We start from the raw sequence: 19383 nt of genomic DNA, 5'->3' as shown, positions 1-19383 counted from the left end.
ATAATTTAATTTCATAGCTTTTTAATTATTAATCATTATTTTTGTTAGTTCATATATAATTTTTTCGAAAATATAGTAAACACTAAAAGTTTGCCAATGTACAAAGTTGCTGTCTTTATCATTATTCAAATAAATTAGACTAATATCTGATATTTCATCAAGTGGGGAGTTTTTATTTAAGCATAGACCTATAATTTTTACCTTATTATCTTTTAATTCTTTAACCTTATCATGGTAGGCTGCTAAATCACCACTATAAGAAAGTATCAAGACTGTAGAATCGCTAGTTTTTTTTATCTTCACAAATTCTTCAATAGACCTTATATAACTTATTTCAATATTATATAGACTTATATCACTAATAAAGTTTTGAGATAATTTTTCTTGTTTCCATCCTGTAGAATAGCAATATATATTTTTGCTGTTCATCAAGGTTTCAGCTACAAGTTTGATTTTATCTTGGTTGATTTTATCAGTTAGTTCTAATTGCTCCTCTAGTTTTGTTAAGAATAGATTATCTGAAAGTTTATCGTCTTTTTTGCTTTTATCGATTTCGTTTCGAATGTAAAATTTAAATTCAGTAAAACTATTAAATCCTAGTTTTTGTACCAATCTAAAAAAACTAGAAGTAGAAGTATAAGTTATCAATGCAAGTTCATTTATTGTACTATCTTTTATTTTGTTAATATTTTTATCTAATACTTTTAGGATATCAATATCAGAATTTGAAAGATTATCTTGATTTTTAATTATTAGATAATTTATGATACTCATTTTTTTCTCCTAACTAAACTATATGTGTATTTTATCATATAGAAAAATAAAAATATAGTTTGGAAAAATTTCCATGAAACACTTTATATAAAACAGATTAAGAAAAAACTTCCATTTTATGTCCCATGATTGGAATATGAACATTAATTTGATATTATTATTTTGAAGGAAAAAGTTTTCAAAATAAAAAAGGAGGAAAAATGAAGAGTATAAAAGTAACAATTGCAGGTGCGGGTAGTGGATATACACCTGGTATAGTTTTAACTCTACTAAATAGTGATGAATTCAATGTGGAAGAGTTAAGATTGTATGACATAGATCCTGTTAGAAATGATGATATGCATGTAATTATCGATTTTATAGTAAATAATGGTGGCTATGATATCGAGTTAATTAAAACAGAAGATCCAAAGATAGCTTTTACAGGAGTTGATTTTGTATTCTCTCAAATCCGTGTAGGTAAAATGGAGATGAGAGAAATCGATGAAAAAATCCCTCTAAAGCATGGCTTAGTTGGTCAAGAAACATGTGGTTTAGGAGGATTTTCATATGGAATGAGATCTATGAAGGGATTCTCTGAATTAATAGATCTTATCCAAGAATATGCTCCACAAGCATGGATTCTAAATTATACTAATCCAGAAACTATTGTTGCTGAAACAGTTAGAAGAAAATATCCTGACGCTAAAATTGTAAATGCTTGTGATATGACTATCGGTATAGAAGATTTAATATGTGATAGTTTCGATTATGATAGAAAAAATTGGATACAAGAATATTATGGTCTAAATCATTTTGGTTGGTATAAGTCAATTTATGATGTTTCTTTAGGAAGAGATATTATGCCAGAAATTTTAGAGAAAATTCAAAAACAAGGTTTTAATGTTGAAGGAATGGATGATAGTTGGGCTTTAACCTATGAAAATATGAAAAAAATGGTTGATGATTTTCCAACACATATTCCTAATAATTATTTACAATATTACTTATATCCAGAAATGATAGTTGAACAATCTGATCCAAACTATACTAGAGCAAATGAGATAATGGATGGTAGGTTAAAGAAAATCAAAGAAACAGCAAAAATGATTAGAGAAAATCCAGACTTAGAAGGAATTGACTATGAAGGAAATTCACATGGTCAGTATATTGTAGATATAGCTGCTTCTATTCTTTACAATAAGAATGACAGATTTATGCTGATAGTACCAAATATGGGGTCTATACCAAATCTTAGACAAGATGCTACGGTTGAAGTACCTTGCTATGTAAACGCGAAAGGTGTAGAACCTATTAGGTTAGGATTTAATATACCTGATTTCCATAAAGGGTTAATGGAAGCTCAAGTTGCTTCAGAAAAATTATTGGTTGATGCTTACTTTGAAAATTCATATCAAAAAGCTTTAGAAGCCTTCACCTTAAATCAAACAGTTCCAAATGCTAAAGTTGCAAAAGCTGTATTAGATGATTTAATCGAAGCCAACGGAGATTATTGGGTTGAATTAAAATAGGAGATATGATGGGAAAGTTAATAATTAATGCGGATGACTTTGGATATGGCAAAGGTGTTAATATGGGGATTATTGAAGCCTATCAAAATGGAGTTTTGACATCTACTACATTAATGGCAGGTATGCCAGGCTTCGATCAAGCGGTAAAACTTGCTAAAGACAACCCTGGTTTAGGTGTAGGTGTTCACTTGACACTTACTTGTGGTTATCCTGCAAGTAAGGGGTTAAAGACAATAGTAGATGATGAGGGAGCATTTCTAAATCTTTCATTCTATGAAAAAAAAGATAATCTAAACTTAATAAATTTAGACGAAGTTTATAAAGAATGGAAGGCTCAAATAGACAAAGTAATAGATAGCGGTATAAATCCAACTCATATTGATAGCCACCACCATATAAATAGTGTAGGTGAATTAAAGAAAATATATTTAAGATTGGCTGATGAATATAGTTTGCCTGTAAGAAATAATTTTAATTTACCTGAAGGGTATAAATCAACAAGTAAAATGATGGATTACTTTGACCATATAGGATCAAATAAAGAAATTTGGAGACACATGGATACTAATAACTTGATAAGAGATTGTAAAATCTATGATAGTATTGAAATTATGTGTCACCCAGCCTATGTTGATTCATTCTTAGTTGAAAATTCTTCTTATACACTTGGTAGAACAAGTACATTAAAAGAGTTGCTAAGTCCTGAAATAAAGAAACTTTTAGAAGACAACGAAATAGAACTAGTTACTTTTAGAGATATATAGGAGATACTATGAAAAATAAGTTATATAATTTAGGTCAGAAATTTTCACAAGCAGTAATACAGCCTGTTATGTTCATGGCGGTAGCTGGTATTCTTATTGCTTTAGCAGCTATAATGAGATTAGAATTTATGCCTGATTTTCTTATTAAAACAGGAGAATTTATAAATACTGTAGCTGTAAATGGTATGATAGGTAATTTAGCCGTTGTATTCTGTATTGGGATAGCCTCAGCTTTAGTACCTGATAAGAAGACTGATGCGGCAGTAATTGCAATTACTTCATTCTTAATGTTTTTATTTGCAAACAATTATTGGTTGACAGCAACAAACCGTTTAGCAGAAGCTGGAGATACAGGATTATTTGGTACTGGTCAAGGCATGGTCCTTGGTGTACAGGTTACCGATATGGGTGTATTTTTAGGTATAGTTATGGGATGTATAGTTGGCTATGTTGTTAATAAGTTCAAGGATGTAAAATTCCACCAATACTTACAACTGTATGAAGGTACAAAATTTGCATTTTTAATAATGATTATAGTATCAAGTTTGCTAGCAATAGCAGTAACTTATGTATGGCCAATATTTAATCAAGGTTTAAGTGCAATGATGAGATGGATTTCAGGCGCTGGTCCATTTGGATACTTTGTATATGGATTTGTAAACAGGTTAGCCTTACCATTTGGTCTCCATCATTTATTATGGGTTCCAATGTCCTATTCACCAATAGGTGGGGAGGCTATTATTGCAGGCCAAGCCTATTACGGTGCAACTAATATTTGGTATGCTGAGTTAGCAAACTTAGATAAGATTACAGAAATTCATTCATCAATTGGTTCTTTATTGAACTTTGGATACACAGCTTTACCTTTAGGTATTGCATTCGCCTTAGTTCATACAGCTAAAGCAGAAAATAAGGATAAAGTTAAATCAATGGTTATACCAGCTGTTGCGGCTTCAATGCTAGCAGGTATCACAGAACCTATAGAATTTCTATTCTTATTCAGTTCACCTATACTATGGCTAGCCCATGCTGTAATTTACGGATTTGGTATGCTGATTTCTAGTGCCTTAGGACTTGGTGTATATGTAGGTAACTTAGTTGAAACTATACTATACTCCTTAGCAGTTCCAATGGAATTAGGTAAACAATGGTTAATACCTATACTATTTATTGGCCTTGCCGTATTAGAATACTTTGTATTTAGATTAATGATTAATAAAATGAATCTAAATACTGTTGGTAGAACTATGCCAACAGAAATTGAAATGAAAGAAGCTAGAGAGAAAAGAGATAGGATGAAAGGAAAGATTCCAGTAGAAACATCATCAGTAAATGAACGTGATTCAGAAATAGCCTTGATAATTGATGGATTAGGCGGAAAAGATAATATAAAATCTATAACTAACTGTTATACAAGGTTGAGAACGGAAGTTCATGATGCAAACAAGGTTGATAAGGAAATCCTTGAAATTTATCCATCAAAAGGAATTATCCAATCAGGCTCAAATGTGCAAATCATAATTGGCTTGGGGGTAGAAGAAGTAAGGAAAGATGTAGAAAATGAACTAAATAAATATTGAATGAAAAAAAGCTTGCAAATTTTTGCAAGCTTTTCTTAAAATACTTCTAAAACAGATAAGGTAATAAATACAATTATATAAATATAAAATGCAGGATCTTTTATTAAATTATTTAATCCATCAATATTTTTTTCTTTATCTGCATCTTCTTTTGAAACGCCTAGATTTTCTTTTATCTCATCCTTAACTGACTTATTAAAAATTAAAAGTCCAGCTGTAACTAAGATCAATATTAGGATTGCTATTCCTACAAACATTGCTAGTGTGGATTCAGGATTAGCAATGATATATCTAGAAACAATAGTTGCATATAAGTTGTTTATAAAGTGGAATAAAACTGCATATACAAATCCATATGAGTATCCAACATAACTTATAACTAAAGACATACCTATAGTACCTATACTTTGAATAAAGTTTCCATGCATAAAAGAAAAACAAATAGAAACTAGTAAGATAGTAGCTAGACTACTATATTTTCTTCCGTGCTCTAGGTATAAACCTCTAAATTGGAATTCTTCCATGATAGGTGCAAAAATAACTGCATATATAAATAAGTTTAAGTTTAGGTTATCATTTATTATTCGAGTTACATCAACAGATTGGATGTTAAAAGCCTTAATTAAAATATTTGTAAGATTAACAAATACTATACTAGATAAAAACATGAGACCAAATAAAAATAAAAAATTAGAAAAAGTCATTTTTTTTCTTATTACTTTTAATTTTCCAAGTTTGTTTTTTCCATCCATTAAAAGAAAAACTGGTATAAGAGAAATTGAGACAGCTAATATCATTAAAATTCCGCTTATTTCCTGGCTAATAAAATTAGCTAAAAATGGTACGATAAAATTTAGTGAGAATAAGAAAATTATAGAAGTGAAAATAATTTGCCTATAGGCTCTTCTTTCTTTTTCTTTATAATCGTTATTAAATTCGAAATTATCTGAGTGATTTTCGTTATTTTCATCAAAATTATAATTATTTATCATAAAGACTCCTTTCTAGATTATTATAGCATAATATCAGTTTTAAACTTAGTGCAAAAAATAACAAACTTGTGCAAACATTTGTCATTTAACTTTATCACTTTAATTGATATATTTAGAGTGAAAGATATTAGGAGGTGAAATTATGTCGGTTAGAAAAATCATGACAGCCTGTGGATCAGGTATTGGCTCAAGCTTAATGGTAAGAATGAATGTGCAAAAAATTCTTACAGCTATGGGTAGAGATGATATAGAAGTATTTAACTCTACAACATCTGATGCTCAGCCAGGAGCTGCAGATATATTTGTAGTAGGTAAAGACTTGGAAAACTTTGTATCAGGATTAGACAATGTTATTACTTTAGATAATATAGTTTCTAGACCTGAGTTAGAAGAAAAATTAAAAGCTTTATTCGATGAATTAGGCGAAGAATATAATAAATAATCTAGAAAGGATTAAAATGAATCAAAAGGAGTTAATTGAATTAAAAAAATTAACAGCACAAATAAGAATTGACGTTATTAAAATGCTTAAATGGCGTAGATATGGACACCTAGGTGGTTCATTATCTATAGCAGAGCTACTATCTGTGCTTTATGGTAAATATATGGACATAGATCCAAAAAATCCCCACAAAGAAGATAGAGATTACTTAGTTCTATCTAAAGGACATGCAGGTCCAGCTTTATATGCAACACTAGCTAATATGGGATATTTCGACAAAGAAATGCTTTATACTTTGAATGAAATAAGAACAAACTTACCTTCCCATCCAGATAGACTTAGAACCCCAGGTATAGATGCTACTACTGGTTCACTAGGACAAGGTACATCTGTAGCTACCGGTTTAGCTTATGGATTAAGAATGGAAAAATCGGATAAGAATGTATACTTAATAGTTGGTGATGGGGAATTAAATGAAGGACAAGTTTGGGAAGCCTTCCAATTTATAGCCCATCATAAATTAAATGAAGTGGTTGTATTTATCGATAATAACAAAATGCAATTAGATGGAACAACAGAAGATATTCTAAATCCATTTGACATAAAAGCTAAAATGGAAGCTTTTGGATTCTATACTCAAGAGGTGGATGGACACTCTGAAGAAGCATTGATTGAAGCTATAGATAAGGCGAAATCAGTTAAAGATAAGGCTGTAGCTATTGTATTAGATACAGTAAAGGCTAAAGGATTCCCATATTTCGAAGAAAACATTGGAAACCACTCTCCAAAATTCGATGATAAAGTTGATGCGGAAGCTGACAAGATTGTAAAAGAACTTGAAGACTTTATTAAAGAGAATGGAGGTTTGAAACATGTTTAAGTTAAGCAAAGAAAGAAAAGATAAAGAATTAAGACAAACTTTTGTAGATACCATTTCAGAATTGATGGATGAAAATCCTAAGCTTGTTTTATATGAAGCTGACTTGGGTGGAGCATCAGGTACTACAAAGCTTAAAGAAAAGCACGGTGATAAATTTATACAAGCTGGTATTGCTGAGGCTAATATGATTGGTATGGCAGCTGGATTATCAATTAAAGGATATGTACCATTTGTTCATACTTTTGCACCATTCTCAACAAGAAGAGCTTTGGACCAAATATTTATATCTGGAGCCTATGCAGGTAATACAGTAAATATATGGGGATCAGACCCTGGCTTCTGTGCTGGAGCTAACGGTGGTACCCATTCTACTTACGATGATATTTCAATCATGAGAAATATACCAGGAGTTACAGTTTTAGCGCCCGCTGATAGTGTGCAATTTGAATGGTGTATTAAACAAGTAGCAAATATTAAAGGGGTAAACTACATAAGGGCTAATAGAAAAGACAATCCTAAAATCTATGAAGAAGGATCAACTTTCGAGTTAGGTAAAGGAAATGTTTTAAGAGAAGGTAATGATATTGTTATATATAGTATTGGTGAACTTTTATCATATGCTTTAGAAGCAGCTGAAGAACTAGAAAAACATGGTATACAAGCTCAAGTTATAGACATGTTTTCATTAAAGCCTTTTGATAAGACTGTAGTTAAAGAAGCAAGCAAGGATAAAAAATTAGCAATTACTTTTGAAAACCACAATGTACTTGGCGGTTTAGGTTCAAGTGTATCAGAAGTTTTAACAGATAATGCTATATGTACTAAATTGGTTAGAATAGGTGTTGAAGAAAGATTTGGACAAGTTGGTGATCCAGAACTTCAAAGACTAGATTATAACTTAACTACAGAAAATGTAGTAAACACTGTATTAGATAATATAGGTGAATGATATGGATCTAAAATCTGTATTGAAAAGGGATAATGTTTCTTTAATTAACCAAGATATGGATTGGGAGCAAGCAATACGTCTTGCTACCAAACCATTAGTAGAACAGGGTTATGTTGAAGAAAGATATCCAGAAGAAATTATAAAAAACACCCTAGAATTTGGTCCTTATTACATTTTAGTAGAGGGGATAGCATTTTTACATGTTAGACCTGAACAAGGCGTTATCAAAGACCAAATTGCAGTAACTGTAAACAAGAGTTCTGTTAAATTTTCAGAAGATGATCCAAGCAAAAGAGCGAATTTATTAATTACTTTTGCTGCAGAAGGATCAGAAAGCCATCTTGAAATAATGCAAGCCTTAGCAGAAATTTTAACAGACGAGGAAAGAACAAGGAAAATAATAGAAGCAAATAGCGAGGAAGAAATCTACCAATTAATGGTGGATTAAAGGAGGAAAGATGCAAATTCTATTGATATTTCAGGAAATTTTATCAACTCCAGCTATATTAGTTGGTTTGATGGCATTATTAGGATTAATTTTACAAAAAAGACCTGCTACAGATGTTATTAAAGGAACTGTTAAAACAATAGTTGGTTTCTTAGTATTATCAGCAGGTGCATCATATCTACAAACAGGTTCATTAACAGACTTTGGAGTTATATTTAATTATGCGTTTGAACTAAAGGGTGTTGTTCCTAACAACGAAGCTATAGTAACTACAGCCCTAGTAGATATTGCAAGTATTACTGCTTGGATAATGATGTTTGGTATGTTAGCTAACATCGTTATTGCAAGATTATCAAACTTAAAATACATATTCTTAACAGGTCACCACACCTTATACATGGCATGTATGATAGCTATAGTATTAAGAGTTGGTGGATTAGATGGATGGCAATTAGTTTTAGGTGGATCATTAATTTTAGGTCTAGCAATGGCAGCATTCCCTGCATTAGGTCAAAAAACAATGACACACATCACAGGATCAGATGATATTGCTTTAGGACACTTCTCAACAGTAGGTTACTGGTTCTCAGCTCAAGTTGCTAAGTTAACAAGAGGTAAAAAATCAAGAGAAGAAGTTAAATCAACAGAAGATATAAACTTCCCTAAATGGATGACATTCATGCGTGATACAACTGTTGCTATTTCAATCACAATGATTGCAGTATTTGTAATAGTAGTAGCTGTAGCAGCATCAAAACCTGGTTATGCAGAAGCTTTAAAAGATGGTGGAGTATTATCAGGAACAGCTTTAACAGGATATTCAAACTGGATTGTATATGCATTAATTAGTGGTATGAACTTTGCTGGTGGTATTTATGTAATCCTATCAGGTGTACGTTTAATCTTAGCTGAAATAGTTCCAGCCTTCCAAGGTATAGCTGATAAATTAGTACCAAACGCAAAACCAGCTATTGACTGTCCAGTAGTATTCCCATATGCACCAAATGCAGTATTGATCGGTTTCTTAACCTCATTCGTTGGTGGTATTTTAGGTATGTTTATACTAATAGCTATAAACCCAGCATTCAGCAATGCTTTACCAATAATCTTACCAGGTGTTGTTCCTCACTTCTTCTGTGGTGCTACTGCAGGTGTATTTGCTAACGCAGAAGGTGGTTTGAAGGGTACTATAGTAGGTGGTTTATTACACGGTCTACTAATTACATTCTTACCAGTATTATGTATGCCAGTAATGGGTGATTTAGGTTTTGCAGCTACAACATTCTCAGATGCAGACTTTACAGTAATAGGTATTGCATTAGGTAATGTTGCTCAATTAATCAAGGGTACACCATTACTAATATTCTGTATAGTAGCATTCTTAGCACCAATAGCTACAAGACTAGTTAGAGGCGAAAAAGTTAAATAAAACAAAAATAAATAAATAGTATATAATTAAAGAAGGATCTTACGTTAGTAATATCCTTCTTTAAATTTTCTAGGAGCAAAAAATGAAAAATCGTCAATATAAAATATTTCAATCAATATTACAAAATAATGGTTTATCATTGCAAGAGTTAATGGATAACTATGGGGTCTCTAAGAGAACTATATACTATGACATTAATGAAATTAACTATGAAATAAAAGAATACGGTAAAATCGAAAATCTTAATAGAAAGTTTATTTACTTGGGTGATGAAAAAATTTATGCCAAATATAATATAAAAAATGATATATCAAGTGATATGGAATATAGGCATAGATATCTTGTAGAAAAAATATTTACAGACACTTTTTCTACTATAGATGAAATTAGTGAAGAACTTTTGGTTAGCAAGGGAACTATTTTTACTGATATTAAAGAGATAAAAGACCGCTTACATTTAGAAAATATTGATTTAATTTTTGACAAGAAGTATAAGTTAAAAGCAGATGAGCTAATAATTAGAGATTATTATATTAATTATATGTATCTAGACCAAGACCTAATTAGTTATGTTGATCCAAGGATTTTGGAAGTAAATAAAAGAGCAGATTTACATCTTACTGATTACTCAATTTCTTTATTATCTAAATTTGTTATGTTTACTGATAATAGAATAAAATCTGGTAATAAGTTAAAAGAAACCAGTTTATATGATGATGCTAAAAACTTTTATTATTACAAAATACTTGAAGATGTTATGGACTATGATGATGAAGATGAGTTAAAATATTTAGCAGCCTTTGTAGCTTCTATGACAAAATTAAAAAGTGACAAGTTAAATAGTAATATCAAAAAATTTGTAAATGAATTGATTCATAATTTTGAAAAATATGCTGCTGTAGTGATACAAAATAAGGATGATTTTGCAAAAGACATTACTAGGCACCTATCTTCTTCATATTATAGGTTAAAATTTAAGTTTCCTATATATAATGGATCATTAAAGGAGATAAAAAAAGATTATTCTTACTTAATGGACCTAGTTAAAATATCGGTTAAAAATACTAATAGTGCAGTTTTCAGTGAAATGAGAGAATCTGAAATTGGATTTTTAGCTATGTATTTTGGAGCTAGGGTAGAAAGTTTTTCTAGAAGAGAAAATAGAGTTGTTATAGTTTGTCCAAATGGTAGAGTAATTTCTAAGATGTTAGAAACACAGCTTTATAACTATTTACCAACCATAAATATTGTTGGTGTAGTATCTATACACGAACTGGATGAAATGAGTACTCAATTTGATTATATAATATCAACAGTTCCCTTAGAAAAATATAAGAATGTTATTTTAGTTAAGCCAGTTTTAACACCTCATAACATATCCGTTTTATACGAGAAGCTATTGAATATAAATTCTGTAATAGATGAAGATAGTATAAATCAAATTATAGATATAGTAAAAGACTATGCAGAAATAAAAGATGAAGAAAAACTTAAAAAAGCATTGTTGGAAACGCTAATATATAAAAATGAAGCCATAAGAAAAGCTGATAATAAGATTATGCTTAGTCAAGTATTAGATGAAAATAGAATAAGGAAAATTAAAAGAGTTAGTGATTGGAAAGAAGCTATTAATATAGGCTCTGAAATTTTGCTAAAAGAAGCAAGTATAGAAAAATCCTACGTCGAAGATATGATTGAATCTATAGAAAAAGTAGGTCCATATGTAGTTATATCAGATGGTATCGCTATGCCGCATGCTAAATATAAACATAATGTTTCTAAAGTAGATATAAGCATACTTATTTTAGACGAAGCAGTAGATATGAAAGGTAAGGATATAGATACTTTTATAATACTAGCCAACATGGACAATAATGACCATATCCAGATGTTATCAGTATTAACTGACATATTGAATGATAAAAAATCTATGGAAATATTAAAAACTGCTGACTATAAGATAGTAAATAAGATGATTAAAGGTTATGAAGATTAAAAGAAAAATGTAGCATAAAAATTTCCTACCCCTAGGGGTAGGATGGGACAAATAAATACCAGAGCTAGTCTAGTTCTAACCCTGGTATTAGGTCCAACTTTATGGGGTCACCTTAAAGCAACTCATTTTTTTATACATTAAATCTAAAATTAACTATATCTCCATCTTGCATGATGTAGTCTTTACCTTCAAGTCTGATTTTTCCTGCTTCTTTTGCCTTAACCATTGAACCTTCGTGTTTCATAAGTTCATCAAAGGAAACTATTTCTGCTCTAATAAATCCACGAGAAATATCTGTATGGATTTTACCTGCTGCATCAACTGCCTTGGTTCCTTTTTTTATAGTCCAAGCCCTGGTTTCAATTTGGCCTGTTGTTATAAAGCTCATTAGTCCCAATAGGTCATAAGAGGCTTCAATCAATTTATTTAATCCTGGCTCTTCAAGACCCATCAAGGATAAGTATTCTTCCTTTTCTTCTTCATCTTCTATTGTAGAAATCTCAGCTTCTATTTGTGCAGAAATCACAACAACCTTTGCGTCTTCTGTAGCTGCAAATTCTCTTATTTTTTCTACCCATTCATTAGAAGCACCATCATTTGCTGCATCTTCTTCTGAAACATTAGCAACATAAATGATAGGTTTTGAAGATAGTAGATTATAGGATTTCAAGATTTTTTCTTCGTCTTCAGTTAAGTCTAAAACTCTAGCTGATTTACCTTTTTCTAATACTTCTAAAACTTTATTTACCAAATCAAGTTCTATCTTTTTATCCTTGTCAGCCTTGGCTTGTTTTACAAGTCTTTGGCTAGCTTTTTCCATCAATTCCATATCTGAAAGAATAAGTTCTAAATTGATAGTTTCTACATCTCTTAAAGGATCAACCCCTCCATCTACGTGGGTTATATTTGGGTCTTCAAAACATCTTAAAACTTCAACGATAGCTTCAGATTCTCTAATATTTTGCAAGAATTTATTTCCTAAACCTTCACCCTTGCTTGCACCTCTTACCAATCCAGCTATATCGTAAAATTCTATGTAGGCAGGTACTATTTTTGTAGAATTTGATAGTTCAGATAATATGTTCAATCTTTTATCTGGTACATCTACCACACCCACATTTGGTTCAATAGTTGTGAAAGGATAGTTGGCAGATTCTGCACCGGCCTTGGTGATGGCGTTAAATAGGGTGGACTTACCAACATTTGGTAAACCAACAATACCTAGTTTCATCATTCCTCCTTATATAATCTAAAATATTAATAACATCTTGTATTATACCATTTTTTTCAGATTCTTATTTTAAATATATTTTTTAAAAATTTCATATTTGTTTCATAATTGGATCTTATACTATAAATAGATCAAGAAAGGAGATCAATATGAAAAAATTAGTAAGCGTAATTTTAGGCTTGGTTTTAGTATTAAGTCTAGTAGCATGTAACTCTACATCAGGAAAAGCTAAGGCTACTGATGAAAAGGTTAAAGAAACAGTACAAGAAACAAAGAAAGAAAATAAAAATAAGAAAGATGATGCTAAAAATATGAAAGAAGTATTGGAAGCGAAAGTTGAAGAAGTTCATGACGAATCAATTTTAGTTAAGGATAAAGAAGGTATGCCTTACCTAGTTTTATCTAAAGTTAAAGATGTTAAAAAAGGCGATACTGTTAAAATCACATATGATGGTGTGGTTACAACAAGCGATCCAGGACAAATTACAAATGTATATTCAATCGAAAAGAAATAATATACGATCCTCCAAAAACAAGAACATATAAATACCAAAATAGTTCTGGAATGAGCAGCAAGATTTTACTTGCTGCTTTTTGTTTTGCAATTATTTATTGGTTGTAGTATTCTAAAAGTTGTAAAGAAATAAAAAATAGGAGGAAAACATGGACTCGAGTGTCCCTAGGAAGCAGATAAAATCTAATATGTCTTGTGTATTAAAAGTGTGCTATTTAGAGATAAGAGCCTATGTAAGACCTAACTATTGAGTCTACCTTTTATTGCAAGATAGTTTTTATATTTAAAGGAGGTAGAAATGTTAAATACAGATTACAAAGTTGAAAATCTAAAAGATTTACAAGAGTATATAAATAAATTAAACCCTGTTGACTTGGCTGAAAGATTTGTTGAGCTAGATGATACAGAGTTAGTTATATGGATAAAGCTATTAAACAAAGGTTTATTGGCTGATACCTTTGCTGAGTTACCAAAAGACAACAAGATCAAAATGATTGAATTATTATCAGATGAAAGAATTAGAGACCTGATAATTAAATTGGACGAAGATGAACTTGTAGATACCTTGCAAGAACTACCAGCCAATATGGTTAGAAAAATGATGACCTATTTAGTAGCTGACGAAAGAAGAGACAAAATCAATGAACTTTTAGGTTATCCTGAAGATAGCGTTGGTTCTATCATGTCAGTTAACTTCTTATCAGTAATGGAAAATGAAAATCCAAGAGATGCCTTAGATAAAATAAGGACTTCTGATTTGGATGCTAGCCGTCTGGAGTTAATTTGGATCACAGATAGTTCTCTAGTTTTAAAAGGTTATGCTTATTTAGCTGATATAGTTAGAAAAGAAGAAGGTACTATACAAGAATGTACTTATCCAATCACAGTTAGCGTTTATGCAAAAGATGACCAAGAATTAGTTGCTAAACTAGCCTACAAATATGATTTGGCTGAAATTCCAGTTACCGATTCTGAAGGAAGGCTAATAGGTATTGTTCCTGCAGAATGGGCAATTGATGTTTTACACGAAGAGCATGAAGAAGACTTGGCAAATATGCACGGTATCCAAGACTCTAGTGATGAAGACGATATCTACCTAAACAAGTCAAGCTTCCAAATTGCTAAAGATAGGACTATGTGGTTAGTTATATGTCTAGTTACAGCAAGTATAACTGGTTTTATTATCCATAGGTATGAAGCTATACTTGCCGCTCATGTTATCTTAACAGCATATATACCTATGCTTATGGACTCCGGTGGGAATGCTGGTAGTCAATCATCAACAACAGTTATTAGATCCTTATATGCTGGAGAAGTAAACTATAAAGAAATTTTAAAAGTAATGTTTAAAGAATTAAAAATTGGTTTCATTACTGGTTTAGCACTTCTAGCAGTAAATATGATAAGGATGTTTGTAATTGATGCTCCTGGTTTGATGGTAAACTTGACAGTATCTATAACATTATTATTAACAGTTATGCTTTCTAAGGTTGTTGGTGGTATGCTTCCATTGATTGCTGATAAGTTGAAAATAGACCCAACAATTATGGCTGGGCCATTGATAACAACAATAGTTGATACAGTTGCTCTACTTATTTACTTTGAAGTGGCAAGTATTTTATTAGGATTATAAATATTAAATAGACTGAACTTATCTACGATTTAGACTTTATCTAAATCAGCTAGGAGGTTCAGTTTTTTTTATGAAAAATTAAATTTATTTGCAAATCTTGTAAATGGCTAAAATTAATGTTATAATTATAGCAAGCTCGTATGGGCAACTATTAGACAAAGTCTAGTAGTTATCATAATAAATCGTTTGAACTAATAAGGAGGAAATTTATTATGTCAATTAAAGTAGCTATTAACGGTTTTGGACGTATTGGACGTTTAGCACTAAGAAGAATCTTAGAATCAGATACAAACTTAGAAGTTGTTGCAGTTAACGACTTAACAGACAACGACGACTTAGCATATCTATTAAAATATGATACAGCTCAAGGTAGATTCCCATATACTGTAGAAGTTAAAAATGACGACTTAGTAGTAGATGGTAAAGCTATCAAATCATATGAAGAAAAAGATGCTTCAAAATTACCATGGGGTGAATTAGGAATCGATATTGTTTTAGAATGTACAGGTTTCTACAATAGTAAAGAAAAAGCACAAGCTCACATCGATGCAGGTGCAAAGAGAGTATTAATCTCAGCTCCAGCAAAAGATAAAGAAACAAAGACAGTAGTATTTGGTGTAAACCACGATATCGTAAACTCAGATGATGTTATCATTTCAGCAGCTTCATGTACAACAAACTGCTTAGCACCAATGGTAAACGCATTACACAAAGAATTTGGTTTAGATAGAGCTTTAATGTCAACAATCCACGCTTACACAGCTACACAAGGTACACAAGATGCACCAGGTGGAAGAAAATCAAGAGCAGCAGCTCAAAACATTATTCCAGCATCAACAGGTGCAGCTAAAGCAGTAGGTAAAGTAATACCTGAAGTTAACGGTAGAATCGACGGTACAGCATTAAGAGTACCAGTAATCACAGGTTCTGTTGTTGAATTATACTCAGTATTAAACAAAGAAGTTACAGTTGAAGAAGTAAACGCAGCTATGAAGAAATATGAATCTGATGCATTTGTATACAACACAGATGAAATTGTATCATCAGACATTATTGGACAACCAGCTGGTTCAATCTTTGACGAAACACAAACAAACATCATGGTTGGTGAAGAAGGTGAACAAATCGTTAAGACTGTTTCATGGTATGATAACGAATATGGTTTCACAGGAAACATGATCAGATTATTAAACCACTTCGCAAGCTTATAAGATAAAGATTTTTAAGACAGAGGATTTTATCCTCTGTTTTTTCTTTTAAAATACTTTATTTTCTCCAAGTATTTAAATAAACCATTAAATGTAGTAGTATAAATAGGTTAGTATTTAGATAATGGAGGAGAAATGGATATAGATAAAAAGCTTAAAAATAGAAATATATTATTTGATATCTTAAAAGGTATATTTGTTGGCTCAGGCTTTATAGTACCAGGAGTATCCGGTGGTGCTATAGCTGCTATATTTGGTATATATAAACCGATTATAAATTGGTTGGCAAATATCACTAAAGATTTTTGGAAAAATGTTAAATATTTTATACCTTTTGCAATTGGTGGAGTTTTAGGACTGGTAATTTTTTCTTATATAGTTAAAGTTGCCCTTGGAAGATATGAAACAATCATGATGTGGGCCTTTGTAGGTACAATATTAGGAATGTTACCTTCCTTATGGAGGGAAGCTGGCCAAGAAGGTAGGGATAAGACAGATTATATGATAATGGTAGGAGCATTCTTACTTGTACTTGCGATACTCTTATTTGCTTCAAAATATATTAAGGCAAATGTAGAACCTTCATTTATTTCTTGGTTTGTATGTGGAGCCTTGATTGCTTTAGGTATCTTAGTTCCTGGACTTAGTCCATCAAACTTCATCCTTTATATGGGAATGTATAAAGAAATGGCAGAAGCTTTTTCTAAATTAGATATGTCTGCTGTTATACCAATAGGTTTGGGTGGGCTTGTAACCATATTTTCTTTAGCAAAAGTAATAGAATATATATTTAGAAAAAACTATTCTAAATTCTATCACTTTATATTTGGGGTAGTTATGGCTTCAACAGTCATGATTGTGCCAACAAGCTATGCTGGATTTACTGGTATAGATTATGTATGGTGCCTGGTAGGATTTATAGCCGGTGCAGGACTTGGATATTGGATGTCAGGCTTGGAAGAGAAGTATAAATAGACTTAATTAAACTGATACATGAATTTATCTTGTATCAGTTTTTTGTTTTATAGTATACTTATATTAATGACAAATTTGAGGTGGTGTATGAAAGAAAATCAGATAAATGTAAAAAAAGAAAAAAATATCAAGTACATTATTATTTCTGTGTTTGCCTTAGTTTTGCTTGCTCTTGGGGCTGCCATGCAAGTAAAATCCGCAGTTGGATTGAGCCCATGGGATGCTTTAACTGCAACTATATCTGAAATAACAGGTTTAAAGTTTGGTACAGCTTCAATGGTATCTAACTTTATAATGATAACCTTGCAATTATTAATATTAAGAAGATATTTTAAGCTAAGTTACTGGACCCAAGTGCCTATAGTACTCGGATTTGGCTATGTAGTAAATTTCTTTTTATATAAGATATTACAATTTGATTTAAACCAATATTGGTTTAGGATAATCTTTTTTGTTGTGGGTAATAACTTGGCAGCTCTTGCGAACTCAATCTTAGTGACTATAGATACAATTATCATGCCACCTGAAGGATTTTCATCAGCTCTTGCTAAGGTAAGTGATTTTGAGTTTTCAAAAGTAAGATTATCCCTAGATATAGTTTCTGTGGCAATCTGCTTATTATCAACCTGGCTAATGTCAACAACTCTACAAATAAGGGAAGGAACAATATTGGGTATATTTATATATAATATATCTTTGAGACTATATATAAAATTACTAGGACCTATGTTGAAAAAATGATCTAAAATTTAAATTAAATAGAAAATTAGAGGAACAAGCTAAAAACTCAAAAATGTTTTTAGCTTGTTTTTTTGCAAAAAAGTAAAATAATGACATCGCATTCAAAATGTTAAATAAAATACATATTAATTGAAAACATTATCATGAAAATCCGTCATATCAAAAAAATATAATTCATTTATGGTATCTTATATATATGAGGTAATTACCACTGAATTGATATCGATATCAATTCTAAAATAATAAAATGTATATAGAAACTAGGAGGAAGTATGAAGAAAAAATATTTAATATATTTTGTTTTAATATTGATGCTTATTCTTAGTTTTTTCTTTTTAAAGTCAGTTAAAAATCAAAAAATTCTAGAAATAAATTCTAATGCTGTGAGTGAAAAAGAATTTCTATTTTTTTTGAACAAACAAGTTCAGCCAGTTATGCAAAAATTTAATAACAATGAAAATAACCTTAACAATGATTTTTGGACTAAGGAAATTGATGGTGTAAGGCCCATAGATAAATTACTAGAAGAAACAATTTATTCTATAAAAAGATTTAGAGCCACTTATGAACATGCTAAAAGTTTAGGATATGTTGATAAGATAAGCTTTGAAGACTTAGACCATAGAAAGACATTTGAAAATTTAGCAAGGGCTGAAAAAATTAAAAAAGGACACAGAGTTTATGGTTTATCAGAATTTTCTACAGAATCTTACATGACATATGAGATGGATACATTTGAAAAGAAATATATTGAAGATAATAAAGAAAACACAAATATAACAGATGAAGATAGACTAAGCTATTATGAAAAAAATAAAGATTTAATTTTTAAAAAGACAGATGATATAAAAATAGACTTTATAAAAATTAGACAGGATTATTTAAGCGAAGAAGAAATGACTTTAGCAGAAAAAGAATTGGATAAGGCTTATGAGTTGTTAGAAAATGGAAAACACCTGAAAGATTACTTTTCACAAAATGATTCGATAAAAAAATACTTTTATGAAAAAGATATAAATGAAAGTAATTATTCAATTATGTTAAAAGAGGATGGAGATGTTTTAGAATTGGCTAAAGATTTAAGTAAATCTGAACATAGCAATATAGTAAATAAAAATGATACTTTCTATTTAATTGAAATTTTAGATAGGAAAGATAATGGATATCATTCTTTAGCAGAGAGCAAAGAATATATTAATAAAGTTTTGAGTGAAAAAGAATATGAAGAATTGATAGATGAAAAACTTAAGGATGCAGAAGTTAAGGCAGACAAAGAAAAACTTTATGAATTGATAAAAAATAATCTTCGAATATAA

General features: G+C 30.6%; 18 protein-coding genes. 15 read left to right on the top strand and 3 right to left on the bottom strand.

Going from position 1 to position 19383, the window contains the following annotated elements; translation table 11 throughout:
* Positions 1-21: 21 nt before the first annotated feature.
* The gene (locus C4Q29_RS02465; RefSeq protein WP_103981249.1) at positions 22-774 is read right to left on the bottom strand and encodes a MurR/RpiR family transcriptional regulator; all 753 of its coding nucleotides are present in this window, start codon (positions 772-774) and stop codon (positions 22-24) included.
* Positions 775-974: 200 nt separating this feature from the next.
* On the opposite strand from C4Q29_RS02465, the gene C4Q29_RS02460 reads away from it, so the two are divergent.
* Genes C4Q29_RS02460 through C4Q29_RS02450 form a run of 3 tightly spaced genes read left to right on the top strand, consistent with a single transcriptional unit; the run spans position 975 to position 4629 of the window.
* Positions 975-2285, top strand: a complete 1311-nt coding sequence (locus C4Q29_RS02460) for a family 4 glycosyl hydrolase (protein WP_103981248.1) — start codon at positions 975-977, stop codon at positions 2283-2285.
* Positions 2286-2293: 8 nt separating this feature from the next.
* Positions 2294-3049 (top strand): carbohydrate deacetylase, encoded by a 756-nt coding sequence (locus C4Q29_RS02455; protein WP_103981247.1) that lies wholly within the window; start codon positions 2294-2296, stop codon positions 3047-3049.
* Between the two features lie 8 nt (positions 3050-3057).
* Positions 3058-4629, top strand: a complete 1572-nt coding sequence (locus tag C4Q29_RS02450; RefSeq protein ID WP_103981246.1) for a PTS transporter subunit EIIC — start codon at positions 3058-3060, stop codon at positions 4627-4629.
* A 35-nt stretch (positions 4630-4664) separates the two neighbouring features.
* Here C4Q29_RS02450 and C4Q29_RS02445 read toward each other — a convergent pair whose 3' ends face one another.
* Positions 4665-5621 (bottom strand): CPBP family intramembrane glutamic endopeptidase, encoded by a 957-nt coding sequence (locus C4Q29_RS02445; protein WP_103981245.1) that lies wholly within the window; start codon positions 5619-5621, stop codon positions 4665-4667.
* Between the two features lie 142 nt (positions 5622-5763).
* Between C4Q29_RS02445 and C4Q29_RS02440 the strand changes: the two genes are divergently transcribed.
* From C4Q29_RS02440 to C4Q29_RS02415, 6 genes are all read left to right on the top strand, one after another.
* The gene (locus C4Q29_RS02440; protein ID WP_103981244.1) at positions 5764-6063 is read left to right on the top strand and encodes a PTS sugar transporter subunit IIB; all 300 of its coding nucleotides are present in this window, start codon (positions 5764-5766) and stop codon (positions 6061-6063) included.
* Between the two features lie 16 nt (positions 6064-6079).
* A complete protein-coding gene (locus C4Q29_RS02435; protein ID WP_103981243.1) occupies positions 6080-6943 on the top strand; it encodes a transketolase in 864 nt (287 codons plus the stop codon).
* The gene (locus C4Q29_RS02430) at positions 6936-7892 is read left to right on the top strand and encodes a transketolase family protein (RefSeq protein WP_103981242.1); all 957 of its coding nucleotides are present in this window, start codon (positions 6936-6938) and stop codon (positions 7890-7892) included. The genes C4Q29_RS02435 and C4Q29_RS02430 overlap by 8 nt, the downstream gene beginning before the upstream one ends.
* A 1-nt stretch (position 7893) precedes the next feature.
* Entirely contained in the window at positions 7894-8340 is a 447-nt protein-coding gene (locus C4Q29_RS02425) for a PTS sugar transporter subunit IIA (protein WP_103981241.1), read from the top strand.
* A 10-nt stretch (positions 8341-8350) separates the two neighbouring features.
* Positions 8351-9769 (top strand): PTS ascorbate transporter subunit IIC, encoded by a 1419-nt coding sequence (gene ulaA / locus C4Q29_RS02420; protein ID WP_103981240.1) that lies wholly within the window; start codon positions 8351-8353, stop codon positions 9767-9769.
* Between the two features lie 82 nt (positions 9770-9851).
* Complete coding sequence (locus C4Q29_RS02415; protein ID WP_103981239.1) at positions 9852-11765, top strand: BglG family transcription antiterminator; 1914 nt, start codon at positions 9852-9854, stop codon at positions 11763-11765.
* Positions 11766-11895: 130 nt separating this feature from the next.
* Here C4Q29_RS02415 and ychF read toward each other — a convergent pair whose 3' ends face one another.
* Positions 11896-12996: a redox-regulated ATPase YchF gene (gene ychF, locus C4Q29_RS02410; protein ID WP_103981238.1), complete on the bottom strand. Its 1101-nt coding sequence runs from the start codon at positions 12994-12996 to the stop codon at positions 11896-11898.
* Between the two features lie 149 nt (positions 12997-13145).
* On the opposite strand from ychF, the gene C4Q29_RS02405 reads away from it, so the two are divergent.
* The 6 genes from C4Q29_RS02405 (at position 13146) to C4Q29_RS02380 (ending at position 19383) form a co-directional block, all read left to right on the top strand.
* Positions 13146-13511: a hypothetical protein gene (locus C4Q29_RS02405; RefSeq protein ID WP_103981237.1), complete on the top strand. Its 366-nt coding sequence runs from the start codon at positions 13146-13148 to the stop codon at positions 13509-13511.
* 297 nt (positions 13512-13808) lie between these two features.
* Complete coding sequence (mgtE, locus tag C4Q29_RS02400) at positions 13809-15143, top strand: magnesium transporter (protein ID WP_103981236.1); 1335 nt, start codon at positions 13809-13811, stop codon at positions 15141-15143.
* 212 nt (positions 15144-15355) lie between these two features.
* Positions 15356-16354 (top strand): type I glyceraldehyde-3-phosphate dehydrogenase, encoded by a 999-nt coding sequence (gene gap, locus C4Q29_RS02395; RefSeq protein WP_103981235.1) that lies wholly within the window; start codon positions 15356-15358, stop codon positions 16352-16354.
* A 132-nt stretch (positions 16355-16486) separates the two neighbouring features.
* A complete protein-coding gene (locus tag C4Q29_RS02390; RefSeq protein ID WP_103981234.1) occupies positions 16487-17326 on the top strand; it encodes a DUF368 domain-containing protein in 840 nt (279 codons plus the stop codon).
* A gap of 87 nt (positions 17327-17413) precedes the next feature.
* Positions 17414-18067: a YczE/YyaS/YitT family protein gene (locus C4Q29_RS02385; protein ID WP_103981233.1), complete on the top strand. Its 654-nt coding sequence runs from the start codon at positions 17414-17416 to the stop codon at positions 18065-18067.
* A 272-nt stretch (positions 18068-18339) separates the two neighbouring features.
* Complete coding sequence (locus C4Q29_RS02380; protein ID WP_103981232.1) at positions 18340-19383, top strand: hypothetical protein; 1044 nt, start codon at positions 18340-18342, stop codon at positions 19381-19383.

Origin of the sequence: Helcococcus massiliensis, assembly GCF_900258485.1 — a bacterium.
GTDB lineage: Bacteria > Bacillota > Clostridia > Tissierellales > Peptoniphilaceae > Helcococcus > Helcococcus massiliensis.
Note: the sequence above shows the minus strand (reverse complement) of the source record. Positions and strands in the feature narration are given on the sequence as shown.